Origin of the sequence: Sporotomaculum syntrophicum (assembly GCF_009932395.1) — a bacterium.
Lineage (GTDB): Bacteria > Bacillota > Desulfotomaculia > Desulfotomaculales > Desulfallaceae > Sporotomaculum > Sporotomaculum syntrophicum.
Genome location: NZ_LSRS01000006.1, coordinates 90,173 through 111,395 on the forward strand (window position 1 = coordinate 90,173; position 21,223 = coordinate 111,395).

Annotated in this window: 20 protein-coding genes, 2 other RNA genes and 1 pseudogene; 18 read left to right on the plus strand and 5 right to left on the minus strand. The window is 43.9% G+C overall.

Annotation, left to right across the window (positions count from 1 at the left end; genetic code table 11):
- Positions 1–259: 259 nt before the first annotated feature.
- From SPSYN_RS15790 to SPSYN_RS12920, 3 genes are all read left to right on the plus strand, one after another.
- Positions 260–433 (plus strand): hypothetical protein, encoded by a 174-nt coding sequence (locus SPSYN_RS15790; RefSeq protein WP_202623833.1) that lies wholly within the window; start codon positions 260–262, stop codon positions 431–433.
- A 97-nt stretch (positions 434–530) separates the two neighbouring features.
- A complete protein-coding gene (locus SPSYN_RS12915; protein WP_243153052.1) occupies positions 531–2,291 on the plus strand; it encodes a spore germination protein in 1,761 nt (586 codons plus the stop codon).
- Positions 2,292–2,410: 119 nt separating this feature from the next.
- The gene (locus SPSYN_RS12920) at positions 2,411–2,626 is read left to right on the plus strand and encodes a hypothetical protein (RefSeq protein WP_161822910.1); all 216 of its coding nucleotides are present in this window, start codon (positions 2,411–2,413) and stop codon (positions 2,624–2,626) included.
- A 43-nt stretch (positions 2,627–2,669) separates the two neighbouring features.
- Here SPSYN_RS12920 and SPSYN_RS12925 read toward each other — a convergent pair whose 3' ends face one another.
- Positions 2,670–3,188, minus strand: coding sequence for a DUF3231 family protein (locus SPSYN_RS12925; RefSeq protein ID WP_161822911.1), 519 nt, complete (start codon positions 3,186–3,188; stop codon positions 2,670–2,672).
- A 213-nt stretch (positions 3,189–3,401) separates the two neighbouring features.
- Between SPSYN_RS12925 and SPSYN_RS12930 the strand changes: the two genes are divergently transcribed.
- From SPSYN_RS12930 to SPSYN_RS12975, 10 genes are all read left to right on the plus strand, one after another.
- Complete coding sequence (locus tag SPSYN_RS12930; RefSeq protein WP_243153053.1) at positions 3,402–6,056, plus strand: phosphoenolpyruvate synthase; 2,655 nt, start codon at positions 3,402–3,404, stop codon at positions 6,054–6,056.
- Between the two features lie 675 nt (positions 6,057–6,731).
- On the plus strand, positions 6,732–7,895 hold the full coding sequence (locus tag SPSYN_RS12935) for an isochorismate synthase (protein WP_161822912.1): 1,164 nt from the start codon (positions 6,732–6,734) through the stop codon (positions 7,893–7,895).
- A gap of 15 nt (positions 7,896–7,910) precedes the next feature.
- Positions 7,911–9,560 carry a 2-succinyl-5-enolpyruvyl-6-hydroxy-3-cyclohexene-1-carboxylic-acid synthase gene (gene menD, locus SPSYN_RS12940; RefSeq protein WP_161822913.1) on the plus strand — a complete coding sequence of 550 codons (1,650 nt, stop codon included), beginning with the start codon at positions 7,911–7,913 and terminating at the stop codon, positions 9,558–9,560.
- A gap of 39 nt (positions 9,561–9,599) precedes the next feature.
- Positions 9,600–10,397 (plus strand): 2-succinyl-6-hydroxy-2,4-cyclohexadiene-1-carboxylate synthase, encoded by a 798-nt coding sequence (gene menH / locus SPSYN_RS12945; RefSeq protein ID WP_161822914.1) that lies wholly within the window; start codon positions 9,600–9,602, stop codon positions 10,395–10,397.
- Between the two features lie 22 nt (positions 10,398–10,419).
- Positions 10,420–11,259 carry a 1,4-dihydroxy-2-naphthoyl-CoA synthase gene (gene menB, locus SPSYN_RS12950; protein ID WP_161822915.1) on the plus strand — a complete coding sequence of 280 codons (840 nt, stop codon included), beginning with the start codon at positions 10,420–10,422 and terminating at the stop codon, positions 11,257–11,259.
- A gap of 16 nt (positions 11,260–11,275) precedes the next feature.
- Positions 11,276–12,628, plus strand: a complete 1,353-nt coding sequence (menE, locus tag SPSYN_RS12955) for an o-succinylbenzoate--CoA ligase (RefSeq protein WP_243153054.1) — start codon at positions 11,276–11,278, stop codon at positions 12,626–12,628.
- Entirely contained in the window at positions 12,618–13,730 is a 1,113-nt protein-coding gene (gene menC, locus SPSYN_RS12960) for an o-succinylbenzoate synthase (protein ID WP_161822916.1), read from the plus strand. The genes menE and menC overlap by 11 nt, the downstream gene beginning before the upstream one ends.
- Positions 13,731–13,743: 13 nt before the next feature.
- Complete coding sequence (locus SPSYN_RS12965) at positions 13,744–14,118, plus strand: PaaI family thioesterase (RefSeq protein ID WP_161822917.1); 375 nt, start codon at positions 13,744–13,746, stop codon at positions 14,116–14,118.
- Positions 14,119–14,265: 147 nt separating this feature from the next.
- Complete coding sequence (locus SPSYN_RS12970) at positions 14,266–14,682, plus strand: secondary thiamine-phosphate synthase enzyme YjbQ (RefSeq protein WP_161822918.1); 417 nt, start codon at positions 14,266–14,268, stop codon at positions 14,680–14,682.
- A 522-nt stretch (positions 14,683–15,204) separates the two neighbouring features.
- Positions 15,205–15,978 (plus strand): TIGR00266 family protein, encoded by a 774-nt coding sequence (locus tag SPSYN_RS12975; protein WP_161822919.1) that lies wholly within the window; start codon positions 15,205–15,207, stop codon positions 15,976–15,978.
- A 59-nt stretch (positions 15,979–16,037) separates the two neighbouring features.
- Here the strand turns inward: SPSYN_RS12975 and SPSYN_RS16065 are convergent.
- Positions 16,038–16,415: pseudogene (locus SPSYN_RS16065) on the minus strand (SPFH domain-containing protein); the annotation flags it as partial.
- A 311-nt stretch (positions 16,416–16,726) separates the two neighbouring features.
- On the opposite strand from SPSYN_RS16065, the gene SPSYN_RS12985 reads away from it, so the two are divergent.
- The 3 genes from SPSYN_RS12985 to SPSYN_RS12995 all read left to right on the plus strand — a co-directional run bounded on the left by SPSYN_RS12985 (position 16,727) and on the right by SPSYN_RS12995 (position 18,803).
- The gene (locus SPSYN_RS12985) at positions 16,727–17,908 is read left to right on the plus strand and encodes a THUMP domain-containing class I SAM-dependent RNA methyltransferase (RefSeq protein ID WP_161822920.1); all 1,182 of its coding nucleotides are present in this window, start codon (positions 16,727–16,729) and stop codon (positions 17,906–17,908) included.
- 33 nt (positions 17,909–17,941) lie between these two features.
- Positions 17,942–18,370 (plus strand): peptidylprolyl isomerase, encoded by a 429-nt coding sequence (locus SPSYN_RS12990; RefSeq protein WP_161822921.1) that lies wholly within the window; start codon positions 17,942–17,944, stop codon positions 18,368–18,370.
- 169 nt (positions 18,371–18,539) lie between these two features.
- Positions 18,540–18,803 (plus strand): hypothetical protein, encoded by a 264-nt coding sequence (locus tag SPSYN_RS12995; protein WP_161822922.1) that lies wholly within the window; start codon positions 18,540–18,542, stop codon positions 18,801–18,803.
- Positions 18,804–18,864: 61 nt separating this feature from the next.
- Here the strand turns inward: SPSYN_RS12995 and SPSYN_RS13000 are convergent, their stop codons facing one another.
- The 3 genes from SPSYN_RS13000 to SPSYN_RS13010 all read right to left on the minus strand — a co-directional run bounded on the left by SPSYN_RS13000 (position 18,865) and on the right by SPSYN_RS13010 (position 20,318).
- Positions 18,865–19,011 carry a hypothetical protein gene (locus tag SPSYN_RS13000; protein WP_161822923.1) on the minus strand — a complete coding sequence of 49 codons (147 nt, stop codon included), beginning with the start codon at positions 19,009–19,011 and terminating at the stop codon, positions 18,865–18,867.
- 24 nt (positions 19,012–19,035) lie between these two features.
- On the minus strand, positions 19,036–19,881 hold the full coding sequence (locus SPSYN_RS13005) for a Gmad2 immunoglobulin-like domain-containing protein (protein WP_161822924.1): 846 nt from the start codon (positions 19,879–19,881) through the stop codon (positions 19,036–19,038).
- 272 nt (positions 19,882–20,153) lie between these two features.
- Positions 20,154–20,318 (minus strand): hypothetical protein, encoded by a 165-nt coding sequence (locus tag SPSYN_RS13010; protein WP_161822925.1) that lies wholly within the window; start codon positions 20,316–20,318, stop codon positions 20,154–20,156.
- Between the two features lie 185 nt (positions 20,319–20,503).
- Here SPSYN_RS13010 and rnpB point away from each other — a divergent pair.
- Positions 20,504–20,848: RNase P RNA component class B (gene rnpB / locus SPSYN_RS13015), an RNA gene on the plus strand.
- A 115-nt stretch (positions 20,849–20,963) separates the two neighbouring features.
- A non-coding RNA gene (gene ssrS / locus SPSYN_RS13020) (6S RNA) lies at positions 20,964–21,144 on the plus strand.
- Positions 21,145–21,223: the final 79 nt, after the last annotated feature.

Below are 21,223 nucleotides of genomic sequence, written 5' to 3' on the forward strand. Positions count from 1 at the left end.
TTCTTGTTGAACCGTCTTTATTTTTAAATGTTTTTGTTCTAGCATACATGGCACCTTAATTATAGCATGGCAATCCATATATTAAAAGTTATTATATGGAAAACGTGGCACTACGCTTTTTGAATTTCTCTAATATTGACCCTTGATTCTACTGGGTTTGTTGGAGGTTAGATTCGAAAAATGATGGAAAACTGTCAAACTCGAGTATAACATATGCATATGGCTGATGCCTTATTTTACCATTGGTTGGTGGAACCATGTGGGCGGTAACGGCAGGGGTCGCAGCCTATTCAGTAAAAAAATTGCGCAGCCGGCAGCACGTCAAGAGTCCGAAGCATTGATGAAAAAATGCGGGCTGGAAATGCCCCTTGGTTTGCAGGGGTGTCCGGTCTGTGGAGCAATAAAGCCTCATAACGTTAACCCACGCCAATGAGCGTGGGTTTTGTCGTGCTTTAGGAAACTATGCTTGCCACATTTATGGCAGGCGTTAAGGATCAAAGTACTAAAAAGTGCGCGCAGAGGGAACGAAAATGGGCGAGATTAGCGAAATTCCGCAAGAACCAAACCTGCCCTGGCATAACAATCCTTGTTGCATAAGAATAACTATAGAGGCAAATAATAGAATAAATCTTTTAATCAAGGATGGGATAATGATTAAATTCATTAAGCCACGTAGGTCTTGTTTGCAAAGGCGAGGTAAAAGCAAGCGCCAGGAAGAGCGCCCGGTCAATCAACCCGAGCAAACTGGTAATACTACCGGCTCCTTAAACAAAAAAATATTAAAAACGGACCTGGATTCCAACCTTAGGGAAATCAAAGCAATTTTAAGCAATTGCAGCGATGTGGTTTACCGGGAGTTCCTTTTAGCCCAAAATAAACAGCTCAGGTTGGCCTTGATTTATACTGACGGCCTGGCGGACAAAACACAGGTAAGCGACCAAATCATGCGCGCCCTTGCCCTGGAAGTACCAATGGCAGTTTCCGGCCAGCAGATTACCAAAGCAAGGGCGCTGGAATTTATCAAGCAGCGAGGCTTATGCATTCAGCAGATCAAGGAAAGCGAGTTATTGGAGGATATTATTCACGCCATTTTATCAGGTGATACCGTTTTGCTGGTTGATGGGCATGCAACTGCTATCATTAACGGGTCCAGGGGTTGGGAGAAGCGTAGTATTGTAGAACCGGAAGCCGAACCAACGGTGAGGGGGCCGCGGGAAGCGTTCGTGGAATCCCTGCGGGTTAATACCTCGCTGCTCCGGCGTAAAATAAAAAGTCCGAATTTAAAAACTGAAGCACTGCGGTTGGGCGAGGTAACCGACACTGATGTCGTGATTATGTATGTTGAGGGCATTGTCAACGAAAAACTGGTGGCGGAAGTAAAGAGCCGGCTGAAACGAATCAAGATTGATGGTATCCTGGAAAGCGGTTATATTGAGGAACTAATCGAGGATAACCCCTGGAGTGTTTTCCCCACTATCAACCACACGGAAAGGCCGGATCGGGTGGCGGCTATGCTCCTGGAAGGGCGGGTAGCCATTCTGGTGGACGGGACCCCCTTTGTTCTGATTGTGCCCAACCTGTTTGTTGAGTACCTACATGCCGGTGAGGATTATTACGAGCGCTTTTTATTCTCCTCGGCAGTGAGGATGCTCAGGTTTCTGGCTATGTTGATTACATTAACGCTACCCGGGTTGTATGTAGCTGTGGTCAGCTTCCACCATGAGCTGTTTCCAACAGCACTACTGTTAAGTATCGCCGCGCAGCATGAAGCGGTTCCGTACCCGGTCATAATTGAGGTGCTGCTCATGGAGGTGACCTTTGAGATTTTGCGGGAAGCAGGAATTCGTCTGCCTCGTCCCATTGGGCAAGCCGTAAGCATAGTAGGTGCTCTGGTTATCGGGGAGGCTGCGGTACAGGCCGGTTTGGTAGCTGCTTCCACAGTTATTGTTGTTGCCGGCACCGGTATTGCGTCCTTTGTGATATCCTATAACGTGAGCATTTCTTTGCGTTTATTGAGGTTTTTCATTATGTTTTTGTCGGCCTTTCTCGGCCTTTTCGGGCTGATTAGCGGGCTGGCGGTTATTGGGATCCACCTGTGTACCCTGCGCTCATTTGGGGTGCCTTACCTGTCCCCGGTTGTCCCTACCACTGGCATTGACCTGGCGGATACGGTTGTCCGTGCGCCCCTGTGGAGCATGTTATCCCGTCCCCGGCTGATCGCCAGGCAGAACCAGAAGCGGCAGGGTCAAGGGCTGAAACCATCCCCGCCACCACCTCGACAGAATGGTTAAGAGATTAGATTTGGTAGGTATTGCAAAGCATGGGACGGGGAATCCGTACGTGCGAAAATTAATATTCGTTCGTGCGGGAGAACGGCCTGAAGTTTAATAATAGTGAGGATAGGGATAACATGGTTTTTTTATTAATCCTGGCATTTATCGGAATCATTTTGTTTGAGATTCCCAGTCTAATCAAAAAAAAAATGTGGCGGGAACTGGCTGCTTTTTCCCTTTACCTGTCCATCGGTATGGCCCTGAGCATCCCGCAAGCGATGGGTATAATACTACCCAATCTGAGCAAAGCCATTGAGGTACTGATTAAACCCATATCAGAACTGTTGAAGTAAAGTGCACATAGAAGATACTTAAAAGCTAAGATCTATAAGGATGCTAAAGCCTATAAGCGGGTGGCTCTATAATCAATCCTTTAAGCTGGCCGTATGCAAAGAATTTATCATATAAATCTATCTCTTTTGTTAAATTGGTTTTAAATAGCTCTCTGAGTTTAGGTGAACTAGAATCTAGAAAAGCTGACGAAGCGAGGTGTATAAAGGAAGCAATCCCAGAAAGTATCCTGGTATAAATATATTCGTCGGTAACTACTTCTGATTTATATGGACTGTCGGAACCCGCAGGCGGTCTTTTAGGTAACGGTATACCATATGTCATCAATATTTTCTCCAAATCGGCAATTTCTTGTTCCAGTATCTTTATACCCTGACCTAAAATTATATTTAAATCAGGGCTTTTAACAAAGTTTTTAAAAATATTTGTGGTTTCAATTATCTGATATCTTGATACTAGCTGGTTCCATAAGTGTGTTACTTCCGAGACATTTATTTCTTGTTGCAATTCATTTATTGTATTGCCAATATCAGAAATTTTTTCCAATTTTTCTAAAATCCTCATATTTGTCTCCTCTGTTCTAAAAATTTTAAACCTATGTATTACTATGTTTTCTTTAAATAAGGCAAATATACATAGAAAAATATACTGTTCCGTCTTACAATCAGGTTGCCTTATGGTTAAACTATGAATACCAATATCAAGGAAGCAGACACAGATTAGGAAATATTTCACAATATAAAATGTACAAACCTCGGCTTAAGGAGGTTGATTTGGTTGTCGAGGAATGATTATGTGTATAGCTTCATGGAGATAGATAAATCAAGTTTGCCCAGCGTAGGAGGAAAGGGGGCAAATTTAGGTGAATTATGCCGTGTACCTGGAATTGCGGTACCGGCAGGTTTTTGTGTCACGACAAATGCTTACCGGGATTTCATTAACTCCAGCAATGAGTTTGTCGGGTTGTTGGAAGCACTTTCAATGATTGATTTTGAAGGAATTGAAGAACTGAGGACAGCGGGAGAGCGCATGCGGGCTCACTTGATAAATCTGGACATTCCCAAATCTATCGAGCAGGAAATTATCTCGGCCTGGCAGGAGACCGGTAGTCAATATGCCTATGCCGTTCGCTCTAGCGCTACAGCGGAAGACCTGCCGGGTGCCTCTTTTGCCGGGCAGCAGGACACCTTTCTAAATATTGATGGCGAAAAGAATATTCTTGACAGTGTACGCAAGTGCTGGGCATCTCTATTTACCGACCGGGCTATTATATATCGCCAAAAGAATAGCTTCCGTCATGAGCAAGTATTACTGGCTGTGGTGGTGCAGCGGATGGTCTTTTCTGAAGTGTCCGGGATCATGTTTACCGCCGATCCGGTTACCGGTAATAGAAATACGGTAGCCATTGATGCCGGATTCGGCCTGGGAGAAGCGCTGGTGTCAGGTATCGTCTCTGCAGATCTGTACCAGGTAAAATCGGGTAAATTAATTAAAAAGCAAATCGCCAGAAAGGAAACCGCCGTTTATGCCCGGCCTGAGGGTGGAACAAACCGAGTGGAGCTTCCAGCTGGGAAGCAGACCGCTCCGGCTTTGTCGGACGAGCAAGCTATTAAGCTGGCTCGTGTGGGTAAAAGTATCGAAGCACATTTTGGTTCTCCCCAGGATATTGAGTGGTGCCTGGCTGACAATGAAATATATATTGTACAGAGCCGGCCGATAACTACTTTATATCCTGTTCCTGTTACGGCTGATGATAAACTACACTTTTTTATGTCCCTCGGCCATGTGCAGATGATGACTGAGGCCATGAAACCGCTGGGGATTTCAGTGCTCCGGACGCTGGCTCCTATTGGCAAAAGTGCGCCGGAGGCAGAAAGCGATTTGCTGCAAGAAGCCGGTTGCAGATTATATCTCGATATCACCCGGCTGTTGGAGTACCCGCAGCTAAGCAAGCGGCTACCCGGGTTGTTGGTCAATGTAGATGAATTGATCGGTCGGGCGGTGCAGACATTCACAGAGCGAGAAGATTTCCAGGCAACGGTGAGACCTGGCCAAAAGCTGGATCCCGCCCTGATAAGAAAAGCCCTGCCTACGGTTTTAGCTATGCTGAAAACTATCTTGTACCGTGACAATTATCAAGTGATCGATGAACTGAACCGGTTTATCGCAGAAACAGTGGCGGAAAACAGGCGCAAGCTGCAGGCAGTATCAGGCGTAAACGCTATCGCACAGATCCAGGAAATATCAACCACTTTAATACCGACTTTTGTTTTACGTGTAGCCCAATATATGGGGCCTGCGATTGTTAGTTATAAGCTCATTGAGCACTTGTCCCAAAGGTGGCTGGGTGACGCGGTTCAACTGGGCAGCATCAGTAAATCGCCACCTGGGAATGTAACCACAAAGATGGCTTTGGTGCTGGGAGATGTGGCCGATGAAGTGCGCAATTTCCCGGGGGTAATTAAATATCTTAACCAGGCCGTTGACGAAAAATTTTGGGTTGACTTGAAAGCTGTGCCTGGTGGAGAAGATGTTCTGCCCGTTTTCCTGAAGTTCTTTGAGCTCTACGGGATGCGTGGGACCGGGGAGATCGATATCACCCGGCCGCGCTGGCGTGAGGTGCCGACCCAGTTAATTCCCGCCATACTAAATCATGTTTATTGTGTAAAGCCCGGACAGCATCGTCGTGAATTTTTGGCCGGTAAAAGGGAGGCCGAACTAGCTGCAGACAAGCTGCTGAGGCGTCTGGGGCAGAAGTCCCTGGGGTTCTTCAAGGTCAAATGTATGCGGAGGCTGGTCGAAGTGCACCGCTCATTGATCGGGATAAGGGAACACCCCAAATATTTTATTGTACAGCATTTGGATATGTTTAAACAGATAATAATGCAGGAGGCCGGTAAACTGGTAGCAGCCGGCATTCTAGAGTATCCCGAAGAAGTTTTTTGGCTGACGCTGCCGGAAATCAAGGAAACGATAGCAACGCAGCGGATAGACCGCAGTTTGCTTACCAGGCGCCAAGAAAAATACCGGCATGATAACAAGCTTACTCCTCCGCGGGCTATGACCAGTGAAGGAGAGATTATTACTGCTAAGCCGGTTGCCGATGTTCCGCCGGGTGCTTTGCCCGGGAGCCCGGTGTCGGCAGGAATCGCCGAGGGCAGAGCACGGGTTGTCCTCAAGTTGGAGGAAGCAAGAATGGAGCGAGGGGATATATTAGTGGCGCCATTTACCGATCCTGCCTGGACTCCGTTATTTACCCTGGCGTCCGGATTGGTAACAGAGGTCGGCGGTTTGATGACCCATGGCGCGGTGGTGGCACGAGAATACGGCATGCCAGCAGTGGTGGGCGTTGAAAATGCTACCCTCCTTATTCAAGACGGGCAAAAGATACGAGTAGACGGTACCCGTGGATTTGTTGAGATTCTCGAGTAGGTAATATAACGTCTAAAGTATACTTAATGGCGAAAGATTAGATAGGCAAGCCTATTGAGCTTTAATCTTTTTATCAGCAGTGGGATACCAAACGTACCGAATAGTACCATAAATATAGCAGTTAACATACCAACAGCTCCTTTTAAGCATTTGTATAGCACCGTCAAAATATATAAATTATATTTCTAGAATAGACGACATAATGTGAGGAATGTTCCCCGGTAAATTTGTTGCAAGTCTGCTGTCATTGTTATTGTCTAGACTTCGCTAACGCATTTATTCAGCATCCCCGGATTTTCAGTCAATCGATACAAGATAAGCGGAGGTATATCCTGGGATATCTGATAGTACCATTTCTCAGCGAATTTGGGGCGCCAGTATAAACTATAAAGCTAATTAATAAACAGAAATTTCTGATTATACTGATTAGACTGTTATATACAGTAATTTGTTCCCTGATTAACAAAATAAAATTTGAAGAACTGAACTGTTTCTATTAAATATTTTTTATACTAGATTTTTAGTACAAGCAGGTATAGACAATAGAAAACCTACTGAGTGGGGAGTTCCATTATTTAAGTTATGAACTTCATTCCAATACTTGACATGGCATTATAGGCAAGATAAAATCATAAACATAATCTGAACTGCGGTTCATTGCATGGAGAGATAAATGTGTTATATCAACAAAAAGAGTTGCATTTGAAGGATGCACTTTCATTTTGGCAAAGTTTTAAGCATGAAGAACGTGTTTTTTTCTATAATCCTTTGGAACAGAAGCTTATTATCGGGGCAAGACGTTTAAAAGCCTTACATGAAGGGGCAAGCTACCTTCAATTTCCTTATGTATTTTCTACTAGAACCTTCTTCCCAACCGTCAAGGAGCAAAAATGGGCCGGGCTAGGCAATGAAACAATTGCTTTTGCCAACTATTTAGTTGTCATGGACGGAAAGCAGATTTTATATAGCTATAAAGATTGTTTCCTGGGTTGGGACAATATCCAGGAGCAGGAACCTACGTCCCGTAGCCACGTTTACGAAATGATGACGGATGATTACGGAGATTGGCAGGAGCTATTTAATAATGTACAACAAGAAATAATGCTGGGGAAGGTAAAAAAAGTTGTAATTTCCCGGGAAATGAAGATTGCCTGTAATACGAGCGTTTCCGTAGAAAGCGTTTTGAAAAATCTTCTTGAGAAAAACCCCAACAGCTTTGTCTTTGCTTATTACAAAGAGGGCAAAACCTTTATCGGTGCTACACCGGAGGTACTGGTTTGCAAAGAAAAAGAACAGGTTATCAGCCATGCTTTAGCCGGGACAATTCTACGTAGCGAACCAGGCCAAGATGAAAAACAAAAAAATCTACTGCTAAACGATCCAAAAAACCGCCATGAGCATCAAGTGGTGCTTGATTACATTACAAGTGTGATGAAGAGGTTTAGTGACGAAGTGATTGTTGGGGAGACGACCACCTTGACGCTTAAAAATTTGCATCACCTTAAGACATGTATCAAAGCTAAGTCAGATGACAACAGTTCTTTGCAGGACTGGGTAGAAAGATTACACCCGACGCCTGCTTTGGGTGGTTACCCAGTGCGGGAGGCCTTAGAGATAATCTCCCGCTATGAAACACATGAACGGGGCTTGTATGCTGCGCCCATTGGAATGATTAATGAGCACGGGGACGGCATATTTGTAGTGGGCATACGCTCGGCGCTCATAGATAAAAATATGGTTTACGCATATGCAGGTTGTGGTATCGTGGAAAAATCGGAGTGTGCCCAGGAATATTTGGAATCAAATAATAAGATGAAGTCTATTTTGGAGAGTTTATGATCGAGGGTGAAATGCGTGACCAATTATATAGCCGCATTAATTGATGAGTTATACCAGCTAGGTGTGCGCGAGGTTGTAATTAGTCCAGGGTCCCGCTCAACCCCGTTAGCTGTTTTATTTTGCGAACATGAATTTGAGGTATTTGTTAATATTGACGAGCGATCGGCCGGGTTTTTCGCGCTAGGCATAGCGAAAGAAAAAGAACGGCCGGTTGTTTTAGTTTGTACCTCGGGGTCCGCCGTGGTACATTATTTTCCTGCTATTGTAGAAGCTAATTATTCAAGTGTGCCTCTAATCATTTTAACTGCAGACCGCCCCCATGAACTACGTCAAGTTGGCGCTCCACAAACCATCGATCAAGTTAAAATTTACCATGGGTACACTAAATTTTATGAAGAATTAGCCCTACCTGAAGAAACAGAAAGCATGTACCGGTATGTACGTGCAGTGGTACAAAAAGCTTATGTTAGCACAGTGTCTGAAGTATACGGTGTAGCGCACATCAATATCCCCCTGCGTGAGCCTTTAATGCCTGATTTAGACAAGTTAGATTTTAGCCTGGGCCGTTCAAAATACCCATTTAAATGGTTGAAGAACGATAGCCGAATAGCCTTTGATGATACTGTTTTCCAAGATCGAAAAGGGATCATTATCTGTGGCGGTGATGCTTACGCCAACTACCACCAGGAAGTACTTGCGTTGGCCGAACGCTTAAAAGCGCCTGTTTTAGCCGACCCTATTTCAAATTTTCGCAATTACGATAACGATGTGATTATTGACAGTTATGATGCCTTTCTTAAAAATAACGCCGCAAAAGAGGCGCTAAAACCGGAATTTATTATTCATTTTGGCCAAATTCCGGTGTCTAAGCGTTTGCAGCAGTTTATCACAAGGCACCAGGATGTCTTATATTTTCAGGTAAACGAGACTTTTGCGTACTGCAACCCTTCCTTAACAATAAACAGGTTTATTATTGCTCAACCGTCTGTTTTTGCCGAGTCTGTTGGTGTTCAAAATGCCAACAGTGCATACTTGAACCGGTGGCAGCATTACCAACAAATCATGCGCCGGCGACTGAAGCTAGCTAACCATGAAGCTGCTTTCTTTGAAGGGAAGCTTGTACAAAGGCTACAGGATATGTTGCCCGAGGGTAGTAGTTTAGTCATTGCCAACAGCATGGCGATTCGTGATATAGATTACTTCTGGGAAGCGCGCCGGCAAAATATCAAGCTATTGTGCAACCGTGGCGCTAACGGTATAGATGGGGTGGTTTCCACTGCTTTAGGTATTTCCACACGTCAACAGCCGACGGTATTATTAACCGGCGACTTAGCCTTTTACCATGATTTAAATGGCCTGCTGGTTGGTAAGACCCACCAGCTGAATTTGGTCATTGTTGTGCTGAACAATAATGGGGGAGCAATTTTTAAGTATCTACCGCAAAGCCAGTGTAAAAATTTTGATTACTTATTTATGACCCCTCACGGCATAAATTTCGCCGGGCTGCAAGCTTTATATAATGTAACTTATTTTGAACCCTCGGATTATGCTGTCTTCGAGCAGGATTTTCAGACAGCGCTGGGTATGCCGGGGGTAAAGGTGGTGAATGTTCATATCGATGCCGAGCTTAGTAAAGCTTTGCATGATTTATATACCTGTCTATAAATTAGCTATCGAGAGAAAACCGCTTGGGAGTAATAATGCATGTTCATAACCATTGATAACATTAGATATGCTGTGGTTACCAGGGGAACCGGTCCACCTATGCTTTGTTTGCATGGTTTTGCTGAAAATTTTAGTACCTGGGATTTCATTCATCTAGAGCACTGCCAAATGGTACTGGTGGATTTGATCGGGCATGGCCACAGTGATAAGCCTGAATCTCTTGCACCCTACCGTGTATCGGCGATCATTGGGCAGCTTCATAAACTGATGCAGCTATTAGGCCATCAGAAATATGCCTTAATGGGTTACTCGATGGGGGGGCGGCTTGCCTTGGCCTATACTCTGGCATATCCCCAGGAAATCACCAGGCTTGTATTGGAGAGTTCATCGTACGGCGAGTGCGATACTCAAAATAGAGCCCGGCGTCGTAATCATGATGTCTGGCTGGCCAAGGCAATCCTGGTAAATGGAATTGAATGGTTTAATGGCTACTGGTCCGGGCTGGATTTGTTCACTTCACAGCAAAATTTGCCCCATAATATTCGCGACAAAATCAGCGAGCGACGCCTGCTGAACTTACCCCATGCGCTGGCTAATACTCTGCTGGGCAACGGTCAGGGAAATTTCCCCTGTTTGCAGGAGCAAATTACGCATTTATCCGTGCCGGTACTATATATCAATGGCGAGTACGATGATAAGTACCGGAATATAGGTGCGGAGTTTGCCCAATTAAACCCCGGCATAAGGAGAGAAACCATCCGGGACGCCGGCCATAATAACCATATTGAAAAACCCCATTTGTTTAACGAAGTAGTTAACAATTGGCTGTTATATTAAATTAATAAATGGAGGGTTAACCATGAACTTCCCTTGGGAAAATACAAACATTAATTACGAAGATATTCTTTATGAGACATACGACGGCATAGCAAAAATAACGATTAACCGGCCGGAAGTCCGCAATGCTTTCCGGCCGAAAACCGTAATAGAAATGATTGATGCTTTTACCCGAGCCCGTGAAGATAATCAAATCGGGGTGATTATTTTAACGGGAGCCAACCATGGCCGAGGTCAGGATGAAGAAGCCTTTTGTTCCGGTGGAGATCAAAGGGTGCGGGGGAATGGTGGTTATGTGGGCGATGATCAAATCCCCCGACTTAATGTTTTAGATCTGCAGCATTTAATTCGCATTATCCCCAAACCTGTCATTGCTATGGTCAATGGCTTTGCCATTGGGGGCGGGCATGTATTACATGTGGTGTGTGATTTAACCATTGCTTCAGAAAATGCTAAATTTGGTCAGACCGGGCCAAAAGTTGGTTCATTTGATGCAGGTTATGGCGCCGGCTATTTAGCTCGCATCATCGGGCATAAAAAAGCGCGGGAGATTTGGTACTTATGCCGCCAATATACCGCTAAGGATGCGTTGGAGATGGGCTTGGTTAACACGGTGGTTCCCTTTGAACAATTGGAAGAAGAAACGGTCAAATGGGCTAAAGAAATCCTGCAGCATTCCGCAACAGCCTTGCGTTTCCTGAAAGCCTCGTTTAATGCCGATACCGATGGTTTATCCGGTCTGCAACAGTTAGCCGGGGATGCTACCCTGCTGTTCTACACCACCGATGAAGGTAAAGAGGGCAGGAATGCTTTTCTGGAAAAACGCAATCCTGATTTTCAAAAGTTCCCTAAATTTCCTTGAGTAAGGTGGACTTTCCGTGAATTGGCTTAGAATGCAGGCGCTGCAAAAACCAAATAAAAAGTTCATTAATGAACTGACCTATAAAGAAATAGATGCACAGGTTACTGATCTGGCCGGAAGATTGTATCATTATGTCAAAGACCAGCGCAGGGTGGCTCTTTTTTCTCACAACTCCGAGGAAATGGCTTTATTCTTTCTGGCTCTGCAAGCCATGCAAGTTGAAGTTCTAATGCTGAATGACCACTTAGTACCTGAGGAGATAGAAAAAAAGTTAAAATCTTTAAGTATCCGGGTTGTTTTTTCCCAAGATGACTCTTTTATTTCATTTAATGAGGTGTTACAAAGTGATAACAGGGAAAACGTTCAGTTTGCTGGAGATTTTAACCTGGAACAAATCGCGGTGATTATGGATACCAGCGCCACCAGTGGTGAATTTAAGTCGGTTCCTTTGAGGTGGAAGCAGTTTTATGCTCATGTACAGGCTTCTCAAAAAAGTCTGGGCATGACGGAAGAAGATAACTGGCTGCTGGTTCTGCCAATGTATCATATAAGTGGCTTAACGATACTGCTGCGTAGCTTGTACAATGGTACAAGCGTTACCTTGATGGAAAAGTTTGATGAGAAGCGTATCCTGCAATTGATTGAAGCTGGGACGGTTAATATGCTATCGATAGTGCCCACTATGTTAAATAGAATAGTTGAACGGATCAATGAGCATCATTTGCGGGTTGTGTTGGTAGGTGGTGAATTTATTCCTAAACCTTTGGTGGAAACTTGCTTGACCAAAAAACTCCCTATTTATAAAACCTATGGCATGACAGAGACAACCAGTCAAACTACTACGTTTTGTGTCTTAGATGCTCCGCTGAAGCTTGATTCTGTAGGTTTACCCTTGCCGGGAGTAACAATCCGCATTGCTCACCCTGATGAGGCTGGTGTCGGTGAAATTTTAATTCAAAGTCCCATGCTGATGGACGGGTATCTCGGGCAGGCACCGGTGGCTGGTTTTTTTAATACCCAGGATATTGGCTATGTTGACAAAGATGGTTATTTGTATGTCCTGGACCGGCGCAAAAATATCATCATCTCCGGTGGCGAAAATATTTATCCCCAAGAAATCGAAAATGTTTTATACGCTCACCCTGCTATATCAGAATGTGCCGTCGTGGGGATGAAGGATGGGAAGTGGGGTCAGGTACCTGTGCTATTTGTTGTTTCCTTGTTGGATGAGCGTAGTATAATAAACTATCTGGCCAAAAGAATAGCCAAATATAAACTGCCCAAGAGAGTAATTCATTTAGCTGAGCTACCAAAAAGCGCCACCAACAAAATATTAAAAAAGAATTTGGTTGAACAATATGTGGATTAAAAGCATTGAACTATTTCATTTGAGTATGCCTTTAAAGTTTACCTTTAAGACCTCTCAAACCAGCCTAAATCGACGAGAGACTCTCGTAATTAAATTAATGGATGATTTGGGTAATACTGGACACGGGGAAGTTGTGGCCTTCAATGAACCGTTTTATACTAAGGAAACACTGTCGGTTGCTAAGCGGAAACTAATTAATCGCTTGCTTCCCCGTCTGCTCCGTCAAGAAATTAAACAGCCCTTTGAAGTTCATCAATGGATGGATTTAACTCACCCGATGGCAACAGCCGGCCTGGAGAATGCGGTTTTAGATTTGTTTGCCAGGCGTCAACGACAGTCCATCATGGATCTGGTGTTTCATGAAGAAACCAGTGATAAGATTTACGCGGGTATCGTTCTGGGGGATTTGGATAGCCAAAGCTTGTTAAATCAAATTGAGGAATATGTAAATGAAGGTTACGTTCGTTTTAAAATTAAAATCAAACCGGAAGATGGTTATGCCAAATTAAAGCAGATCCGGGCAAAGTACCCGGACCTGATGTTATTAGCTGATGCCAATAACAGTTTTACGCTGGAACAGATGCGAGATCTAAAGGAAATTGATGAGTTGGGTTTGCTTTGTCTTGAAGAACCAATGACTTACGGGGACTTTTCAGCCTATCAAAAACTTCAAGCACAAATGAAAACCCCACTATGCCTGGATGAAAGTATTCAATTCATAGAAGATTTAAATACCGCCATTGCGTTAAAGGCTTGTCAGGTGGTTAATATTAAAGTTGGCCGGGTGGGAGGGCTGTATTACGCAAAACAAATGATTGATTTATGCCGCCGGCATAACATTCATTATTGGGTCGGCAGTATGATGGAAAGCGGTATATCCAAAATACTGCATGTCCATTTGGCCAGCCTAAAAGATAATTATATCCCTGGTGATTTATCTTCCTCCCGGCGCTACTTTGCTAAAGATGTCATTCAACCAGAAATAACAGTTCAGCATGGCCTCATTCTAGTGCCTAAAGGACCAGGTTTAGGTGTGGAAATTGATGAAGCTGCTTTAAAATATTTTACCATCGATCATACCATCATTGACGGAAGAACTTAGTTTGGAGGCTACCATGAATCTGCTTGAGAGCTTAAATATTGAATATTTTCGCCTGGATCCTGTTAATGGGGAATTTGAGGCCAAAATGAATTTAACTTCCTTTCACAGTCAACCCTTTGGTATGCTGCATGGCGGAGCCACCATTGCTTTTGGTGAGACGGTAGCAGCCATGGCTTCTAATTGTATGATTGAAAAAGATAAAATAGCAGTAGGTCAAACCGTGGTCGCCTATCATTTTAAACCGAAAAAGATTGAAGGCTATCTCCTGGCCAAGGGTATACTCATGCACCAGGGTAAGAGATCACATGTATGGCGGATAGAAATGTATGATGAAAATGAGCTACTCATTTCCTGTGTAACAGTGACCAATACCGTTGTTAAAAAATAGCCAGTAGAAGGTTCTGGGACTTTCCGGATCCTTCTTAATTAATGTTAATCTCATTGAGTTTTTGCGGCTGTCTTTATGCAACAAAGGAAATATTAAGTATAGTTAAAAAGATGATGAAGATTAAAATTATCACAAAGGAAGGTAATTATGAAAAGTTACAGAAAAGAACTATGGTTTGAAGTTCCACGGAGACGCGAATTAATTAATATTACCCCGCAAGTGAAACAATGTTTGGCGCAAAGTGGTATTACTGAGGGACTGCTTCTATGTAACGCGATGCATATTACCGCTAGTGTCTTTATTAACGACGATGAAACCGGGCTTCATCAAGACTTTGAAGTTTGGTTGGAAGGGTTGGCTCCTGAAAAGCCATATTCGCGGTATCAACACAATGGCTTTGAGGACAACGCGGACGCCCATCTTAAGCGCACTATTATGGGAAGAGAAGTGGTCGTTGCTGTCACTGAAGGAAAACTTGATCTCGGTCCCTGGGAGCAGATTTTTTATGGTGAATTTGATGGTAAAAGGAGAAAAAGGGTGTTAGTTAAAATTATTGGCGAGTAAAGCAAACACTATATGGCAGGTACAGGCGATACAAATACAAAAAAATCGAAAGTCATGATGACTTTGATACAAAGTACTATATATTTTTCATGCATTGGTATGCTATACTAATAAAACAGACTTTTCAAGTCTCAGGACAGTTTTGGCTACTCTACCATAGTACTTTAGAGCAGTAATATTCGAAATCACTTTATCTGGAACCGTAACGGTTATGGTAACCTGACTGACCAGGTACGCGTTAGAAAGCCCTCCATTGTGATTTAATTCGCAAAGGAGGGCTTTTAATATAAAATCATGATCATATGTATAACGAATGGTTTGCTCTAACCCTAAATGGGTATTTGATGATGTCAAATTAATGTGGAATTAACAGAATTGTGGGTGTTGCTGATAAGTAAATAAGTTGGATGCCTGGCACCATGCAGAAGGAAATGGAAGTTCATTAACGTAATATTTAGAAAGAGACAGGTAATCCATTCTTGATTAATTAAAACTAAATACATTATTAAAAGGGGCGATAGTATGGCTGATGTTATAGATTACCGGATTTTTGGCGACGATATGCAGGCGGTGGAAATTGAGCTTGATCCCGGTGAAGGTGTACGTGCCGAAGCCGGCGCTATGATGCTTATGGAAGACGGAATTGAGATGCAAACCTCCACCGGCGGTGGATTATTCAAAGGATTTAAAAGAATGATCACAGGGGAAAGTTTTTTTATTACCACCTTTGCAAATAACGGTCGGGATAAAGCCAGGGTTACTTTTGGTGCTCCTTATCCGGGAAAAATTATCCCGCTGGACCTGGCCTCCCTGGGCAGAGAGTTGCTGTGTCAGAAAGACTCTTTCCTGTGTGCGGCCAGGGGTATAGAAATTGAAATCGCCTTTACCAAAAGATTGGGAGCAGGTCTATTTGGCGGTGAAGGTTTCATCCTTCAACGCTTGACCGGACAGGGTATGTCCTTTGTTCATGCCGGCGGCACGATTATTACAAAAGAGCTGATGCCCCGAGAAAACCTGAGGGTGGATACCGGTTGTATAGTGGCTATAGAACCCTCGGTTGATTACGATATCCAGTTTGTTGGCGGCTTTAAAAATGCCCTTTTTGGTGGTGAAGGCATGTTTATCGCCAAGTTGACCGGCCCCGGTAAAGTTTACCTGCAAAGCCTGCCTTTCTCCCGCCTGGCTGACCGGATTGTTGCCGCGTCACGCTTCCAACAGCGGGGCGAGCAGAGTGGCGTGGCCGGTATTGGCGGTGACATCCTGGGCAGCATTTTCGGGGGCGACAGAAAGTTTTAGTTGTCCCTCAGCTGGTCTTTCGGCAGCTTGCCGGGTAAGCGCCCCGCCCGTCGGGTCGCTTACCGGAGCAAGAACTCAATATGGGCGTTTACGCTGCGCAGCTCGTTGTTAATCATGACCACTTTGCGCTCTTCATTAAGCTTAACAACATCTTCCTGCTATAGCTGGGCAATAGCCATTTGAGCCATGCCTACAGCACCCTCGACGATCTTTTGACGTGCTGCTACTATGGCTGTGTTTTGCTGGCGCTGGAACATAGCGCTGGTAATCTCAGTGGCATAGGCCAGATGGGTTAGCCTGGCCTCCATTACTCTTACTCCCGCCACGGATAGTCGTTTCTTTAACTCCTGTCCTAATTCGCCGGCTACCTCCTCGGCGTAACCACGCAACGAGTAACCATCTTCCGCGAAGTTAACATAGGGGTATTTAGTCGCTAAACGCGCGTTTCTGTAATGGCCTTGAAATAGGGAGTTTGCGTATGGACATTAAAAGCTTCCTGATTTACATATTTCTCGAAAAAAGTTATTTATGCAAGGTTGCCTTGGGTGATATGTGGTATGTACATTACCAGTATAATACAATAAGTATAGCTAGAAATATGTTGTTTCCTGAGCTGCAGTAATTTTTGTTTCAATGTTTGCTGATTAAGACGAGTAAGTAGTAATTAAAGGTTATAGCCAGCAGGGTAATCTAGAAATAACGGGAATACTAAATTATTGTCTAAATACGATCGTAAAGGTGGTTGCAAATGACTAACGTTGACTTAATTGCTACGGCGACGTTTGGTTTGGAGGCGTTGGTAGCACAGGAAGTCAAAGCTCTGGGTTATGAAAAAGTAACGGTAGAAAACGGTAAAGTAACCTTTAACGCAGATTTAAGTGCTATCTGCCGGGCAAACTTATGGTTACGTACAGCGGATCGAGTGCGTTTGAAAGTGGGCGAGTTTAAGGCTGCCACCTTTGATGAGCTTTTTGAGCAAACTAAGGCGCTGCCGTGGCCTGAATTAATTCCGGGTAATGCTGAGTTTCCTGTAGAAGGTAAATCTGTTAAATCCACACTATTCAGTGTCTCCGACTGCCAGGCTATTGTTAAAAAGGCAGTTGTGGAAAGCATGAAACAAAAGTACAAACAGCAATGGTTTCCCGAGCAAGGACCGTTGTATAAAATTGAAGTGGCTTTATTAAAGGATATTGCTACTTTAACGATAGACACGAGCGGCGCGGGACTACATAAAAGAGGTTACCGGGGCATGGCCAGCCAGGCACCCCTTAAAGAAACGCTGGCTGCGGCTTTAATATTATTGTCGCACTGGCAGCCGGACACTGTTTTAATGGATCCTTTTTGCGGTTCCGGGACTATCCCCATTGAGGCGGCACTGATTGGGCAAAATATTGCGCCTGGGATGAACCGTGAGTTTGTATCCGAAAACTGGCCTACTATACCCAGAGAATTCTGGAGGCAGGCCAGGAAAGAAACTCATGATTTGGCCTGTTACAACCGTTCTTTAAGTATAATAGGCACCGATATCGACAATGACGTTTTAAAACTAGCACGCCAAAATGCCGGCGAGGCGGGAGTGGATGAGCTGGTTCATTTTCAGTGCCTGCCGGTTGCCCAAGTCCGGTCCAGTAAAAAATACGGCAAAATTATTTGTAACCCGCCCTACGGTGAGCGTTTGGGCGAATTGCGGGAAGTAGAACGGCTGTACAGGGAAATGGGGCAGGTCTTCAGCCGGCTGGACACCTGGTCTTTTTACATACTCGCTGCCCACCCGCAGTTTGAAAAACTGTACGGCCGGCCGGCCACGAAAAAAAGGAAGTTGTACAATGGCAATATCAAAGTAGATTACTATCAGTATTTTGGGCCCAGGCCACCCAGGAAAGCAAGTGTGGACGGTTTTAGCTATGAAAACCGGAGTATTGGTGTATAATAAATATTGGATAAAATGATGAGGAGTGATAATTTGGCAGCGCAGCAAGTAATTATTAGCACTGATAAGGGAAATATTACCATGGAGTTGTATCCGGATAAAATGCCTGTTACAGTGGAAAACTTTCTAAAATTAGCCAACGATGGTTTTTATAATGGGCTGAAATTCCACAGGGTGGAGCACTGGGTTGTGCAGGGTGGTGACCCTAAGGGCAATGGCACTGGTGGACCGGGTTGGACAATTAAGCTGGAAACACACCCCGAAGTGAAAAACGTGCGGGGTGCTGTAGCTATGGCTAGGTCAGCGCATCCAGATTCTGCCGGTTCGCAGTTTTATATTTTAAAGACAGATGCAGAATGGTTAGACGGTCAGTATGCAGTGTTTGGGAATGTCACAGATGGCATGGACGTAGTGGACAAGCTGGATATTGGCGATAAAATGAATGAGGTAATAGTGGTATAAAAAAACATACCAGTGTAATAATATAGTTACTGCACTGAGCAGTAACCAGCCTCCTAAATCTCTCTCAGCAATCCCGCCTAGTAAGGCGGGTTTTTTTTAACCTTTATTTTCACTGAAGGATTTTTCACCGGCAGAGGGAAGTATATGATACAAAAGGGGTTGGTGGCGCGTGACGAATAAAGGAAATAGATTTCAACAGCCGGTGCGCATTACACTGGCCATTGTTCTTTGGGCATTCATATTATGGGTGCTTACACTGGGTATGCCTGCCCTGGTGCCAATAGCCAAAGCAATATTTATCGTGGCGGTGCTTCCCACCGGACTGGTGGAATGGCTTAGATACAAGGGTTTGGTGGGGGAAAAAAGTGCGGTGCCGGCAAAAATATTATTAATGATTATAGCGACATTGCTCTGGTACTTTGTTTATCGTTAAAAAATGGCGGGCAACATAGTTTATGGTGCCCGCATATTTTAACTAAAATTTGCAGTGAATTTTATTTGACGATCATCATATACGTTCCGGCTGCCGCAAGAATTGATACAATTAGGCTTACTATAACCCACGTGAGGTCTTTTTTAATTCTTTGAGCCAGTTTCGAAGTGCTCATTTCTGTGGGAAAATCGTTCCCGGTTTTTGACATGGTTACTGCACCTCCTGTTAATTATTATGGCCACTGCACTGGAATGGAGACAATATCCTGGGGACTACCGTCCTTTGGACTGTAGTCAAAAACCTCCAGCACTCCTTCTCCACTTGAGGGTGGATCAAATTTTATACTCATGGCGAAGTCTCCTCGCACTGGTGCGCCTGACGTAGTTGTGTAAGTTTCTGCTAATATCTTGCCGTTGCTATCCAGTAGTCTGGCGTTAACAGTGCCTTCATATACCAGGGCGCTGCCTTTAACAAGCAGGGGCACACCAACTACCTGATGGGGCGAGGGGTGGGTTACCCAGATAGCAGGCTTGTATACCTTGGAGTAATCCTTGGTAAAGGGCTGATTATAAAGACCAACATGTCCCCACCAGTCTTGAGCCCGGCCATCCGTTCGGCCATTTACTTGAAAAGATACCTTTTCAATATTAGGTAAACCAGTTAAGGTATTGACTATGCTTTGTATACCCAGCGCTTCCCCGGACGAACCCAGGTTAGCGTTCAATACTTCTTCGGAAAAATCAACCGTAGCAAGGCCATTATTGATATTAATTCCCAAAATTTTAGTGCCGGGCGGCAAAATACTCTTTTTATCTTTAATTAGTACTTGCATAGCGGCATTGGCAACTTGTTTGGTATGGGGGATGGTATGTATCTCTCTAATAAGGTAGGCATCGTTTGAACTGAATTCCACAAAATAAACGGGCAGGTTTATATCATGTTCTTCTATATTTTTGTTGGGGATGTCATTTTTGCCTTCGTTATTTGTATCTTGATAAGAACTTGAACAGCCCATGCTGAGAATTAGCAAAAATACTATGAGTAACAATACCAGGTATGGCTTTCCTCGTGTATGCATCGTTTCATCGCTCCTTTCCGACAAATAATTAATTTTAGTATATCATTTATAGCTTGGCTTTGCCATAAACAATAAAACTGATCGTTAATTAATATTAGCAATATATTATAATTATGCTGAATAAATCCACGGTAATATGTAGTAAAGAAGCCCTGTACAAAGGCACAGGGCTTCTTTTGTTGCACTTAGTATGATGCCGGTTTATGCGATTTATGATCCATACTCTAAGTTTAATCTTGAAAAGTATTGCTTAACTAATTGTTGATGGAAGATTAACTGTAAGGTATATAAATATGGTGGTCGGTCTTTTTACCGTCTGAATAGTAATCCAACTCTTTCATCGTCTTTTTAATAGGTTTAGCAAATATTGCGGCGAAAATTGAGATAAAGGTAAAGATGGACATGAAAATGTAAAATATTACCCAGTTTTCCATCATGGGTATTCCCTCCTCTCCACATGATTAAATATGGAACTGCTTTAATTTAATTTAACATTTAAATAGCCTTTTAGTCAATGTCCGACCGCGGTTATTATTAGTTGGTGAATATGGCTCACTTTACATTTGCGTACAAGGCGGTAATTGGTTTATAATTACGTCGTGTGAATATCTAAAAAATAGACTATGACGAGCAGTCGCTGCTGCGCGGTGATAAACTGTGCGGTAGAGGAAAGTCGAGACACGCACACCAGGTACCCAAAAGGCATTTGGTGTAGTACGGTGCCCGGTGCAAGCCGGGGCAGGGCGACCTGACGACGGCTAAAGAAACCCACCGGGTTTTGAGTCGCTGTAAAGTGCCACAGAAACTAGGTCACCGGGTAACCGGTGAGTGCAAGGGTAAACTCCACCAGCGTGCAACCCAAATAGGCAGCCTTTGAGCTGCGGGTAGGGGCACCCCCGTATGGGGGAGGTGAACCGTAAGGATCGCCTAGATAGATGACTGCTTAAACAGAATCTCGCTTACAGTCATAGTCTATTCTTTATTAACAAGCAGCACGGGCTTAGCCCGTGTTTGCTAGTTAAAGCATTAATGCAATTTTAAAAGTCAATCATTGATTTATATAAAATTTTGTGAGATTATAATATTACCTACTTGGTACGTGACCCCTTGTTTTTTTAACCTACACATGTACTTCGGGAGCCCTGATCCGGTTGTCTATGTCAGGCCGTCATGAATGGAAGACAGAAGCAATTGGTCAAGCACCCACCTATGAGCAGGTGGGTCTTTAAAAAAACTGGTGGGTGACGGCCCGGTGGGAAAGTCAAATTTGATGGCCTTCGCAGTTTATATGCGAAGGCCTTTGGTATTTTAGTTTGTTTCAGGCCAAGTAAGGGGGCTGGAA

Excerpts from the sequence above, each read along its gene's own strand:
- SPSYN_RS12915 (WP_243153052.1), top strand. The coding sequence starts at position 531 with ATGGGCGAGATTAGCGAAATTCCGCAAGAACCAAACCTGCCCTGGCAT.
- SPSYN_RS12920 (WP_161822910.1), top strand. The coding sequence starts at position 2,411 with ATGGTTTTTTTATTAATCCTGGCATTTATCGGAATCATTTTGTTTGAG.
- SPSYN_RS12925 (WP_161822911.1), bottom strand. The coding sequence starts at position 3,188 with ATGAGGATTTTAGAAAAATTGGAAAAAATTTCTGATATTGGCAATACA.
- menH (WP_161822914.1), top strand. The coding sequence starts at position 9,600 with ATGTTCATAACCATTGATAACATTAGATATGCTGTGGTTACCAGGGGA.
- menB (WP_161822915.1), top strand. The coding sequence starts at position 10,420 with ATGAACTTCCCTTGGGAAAATACAAACATTAATTACGAAGATATTCTT.
- menC (WP_161822916.1), top strand. The coding sequence starts at position 12,618 with ATGTGGATTAAAAGCATTGAACTATTTCATTTGAGTATGCCTTTAAAG.
- SPSYN_RS12965 (WP_161822917.1), top strand. The coding sequence starts at position 13,744 with ATGAATCTGCTTGAGAGCTTAAATATTGAATATTTTCGCCTGGATCCT.
- SPSYN_RS12970 (WP_161822918.1), top strand. The coding sequence starts at position 14,266 with ATGAAAAGTTACAGAAAAGAACTATGGTTTGAAGTTCCACGGAGACGC.
- SPSYN_RS12975 (WP_161822919.1), top strand. The coding sequence starts at position 15,205 with ATGGCTGATGTTATAGATTACCGGATTTTTGGCGACGATATGCAGGCG.
- SPSYN_RS12985 (WP_161822920.1), top strand. The coding sequence starts at position 16,727 with ATGACTAACGTTGACTTAATTGCTACGGCGACGTTTGGTTTGGAGGCG.
- SPSYN_RS13000 (WP_161822923.1), bottom strand. The coding sequence starts at position 19,011 with ATGTCAAAAACCGGGAACGATTTTCCCACAGAAATGAGCACTTCGAAA.
- SPSYN_RS13005 (WP_161822924.1), bottom strand. The coding sequence starts at position 19,881 with ATGCATACACGAGGAAAGCCATACCTGGTATTGTTACTCATAGTATTT.
- SPSYN_RS13010 (WP_161822925.1), bottom strand. The coding sequence starts at position 20,318 with ATGATGGAAAACTGGGTAATATTTTACATTTTCATGTCCATCTTTACC.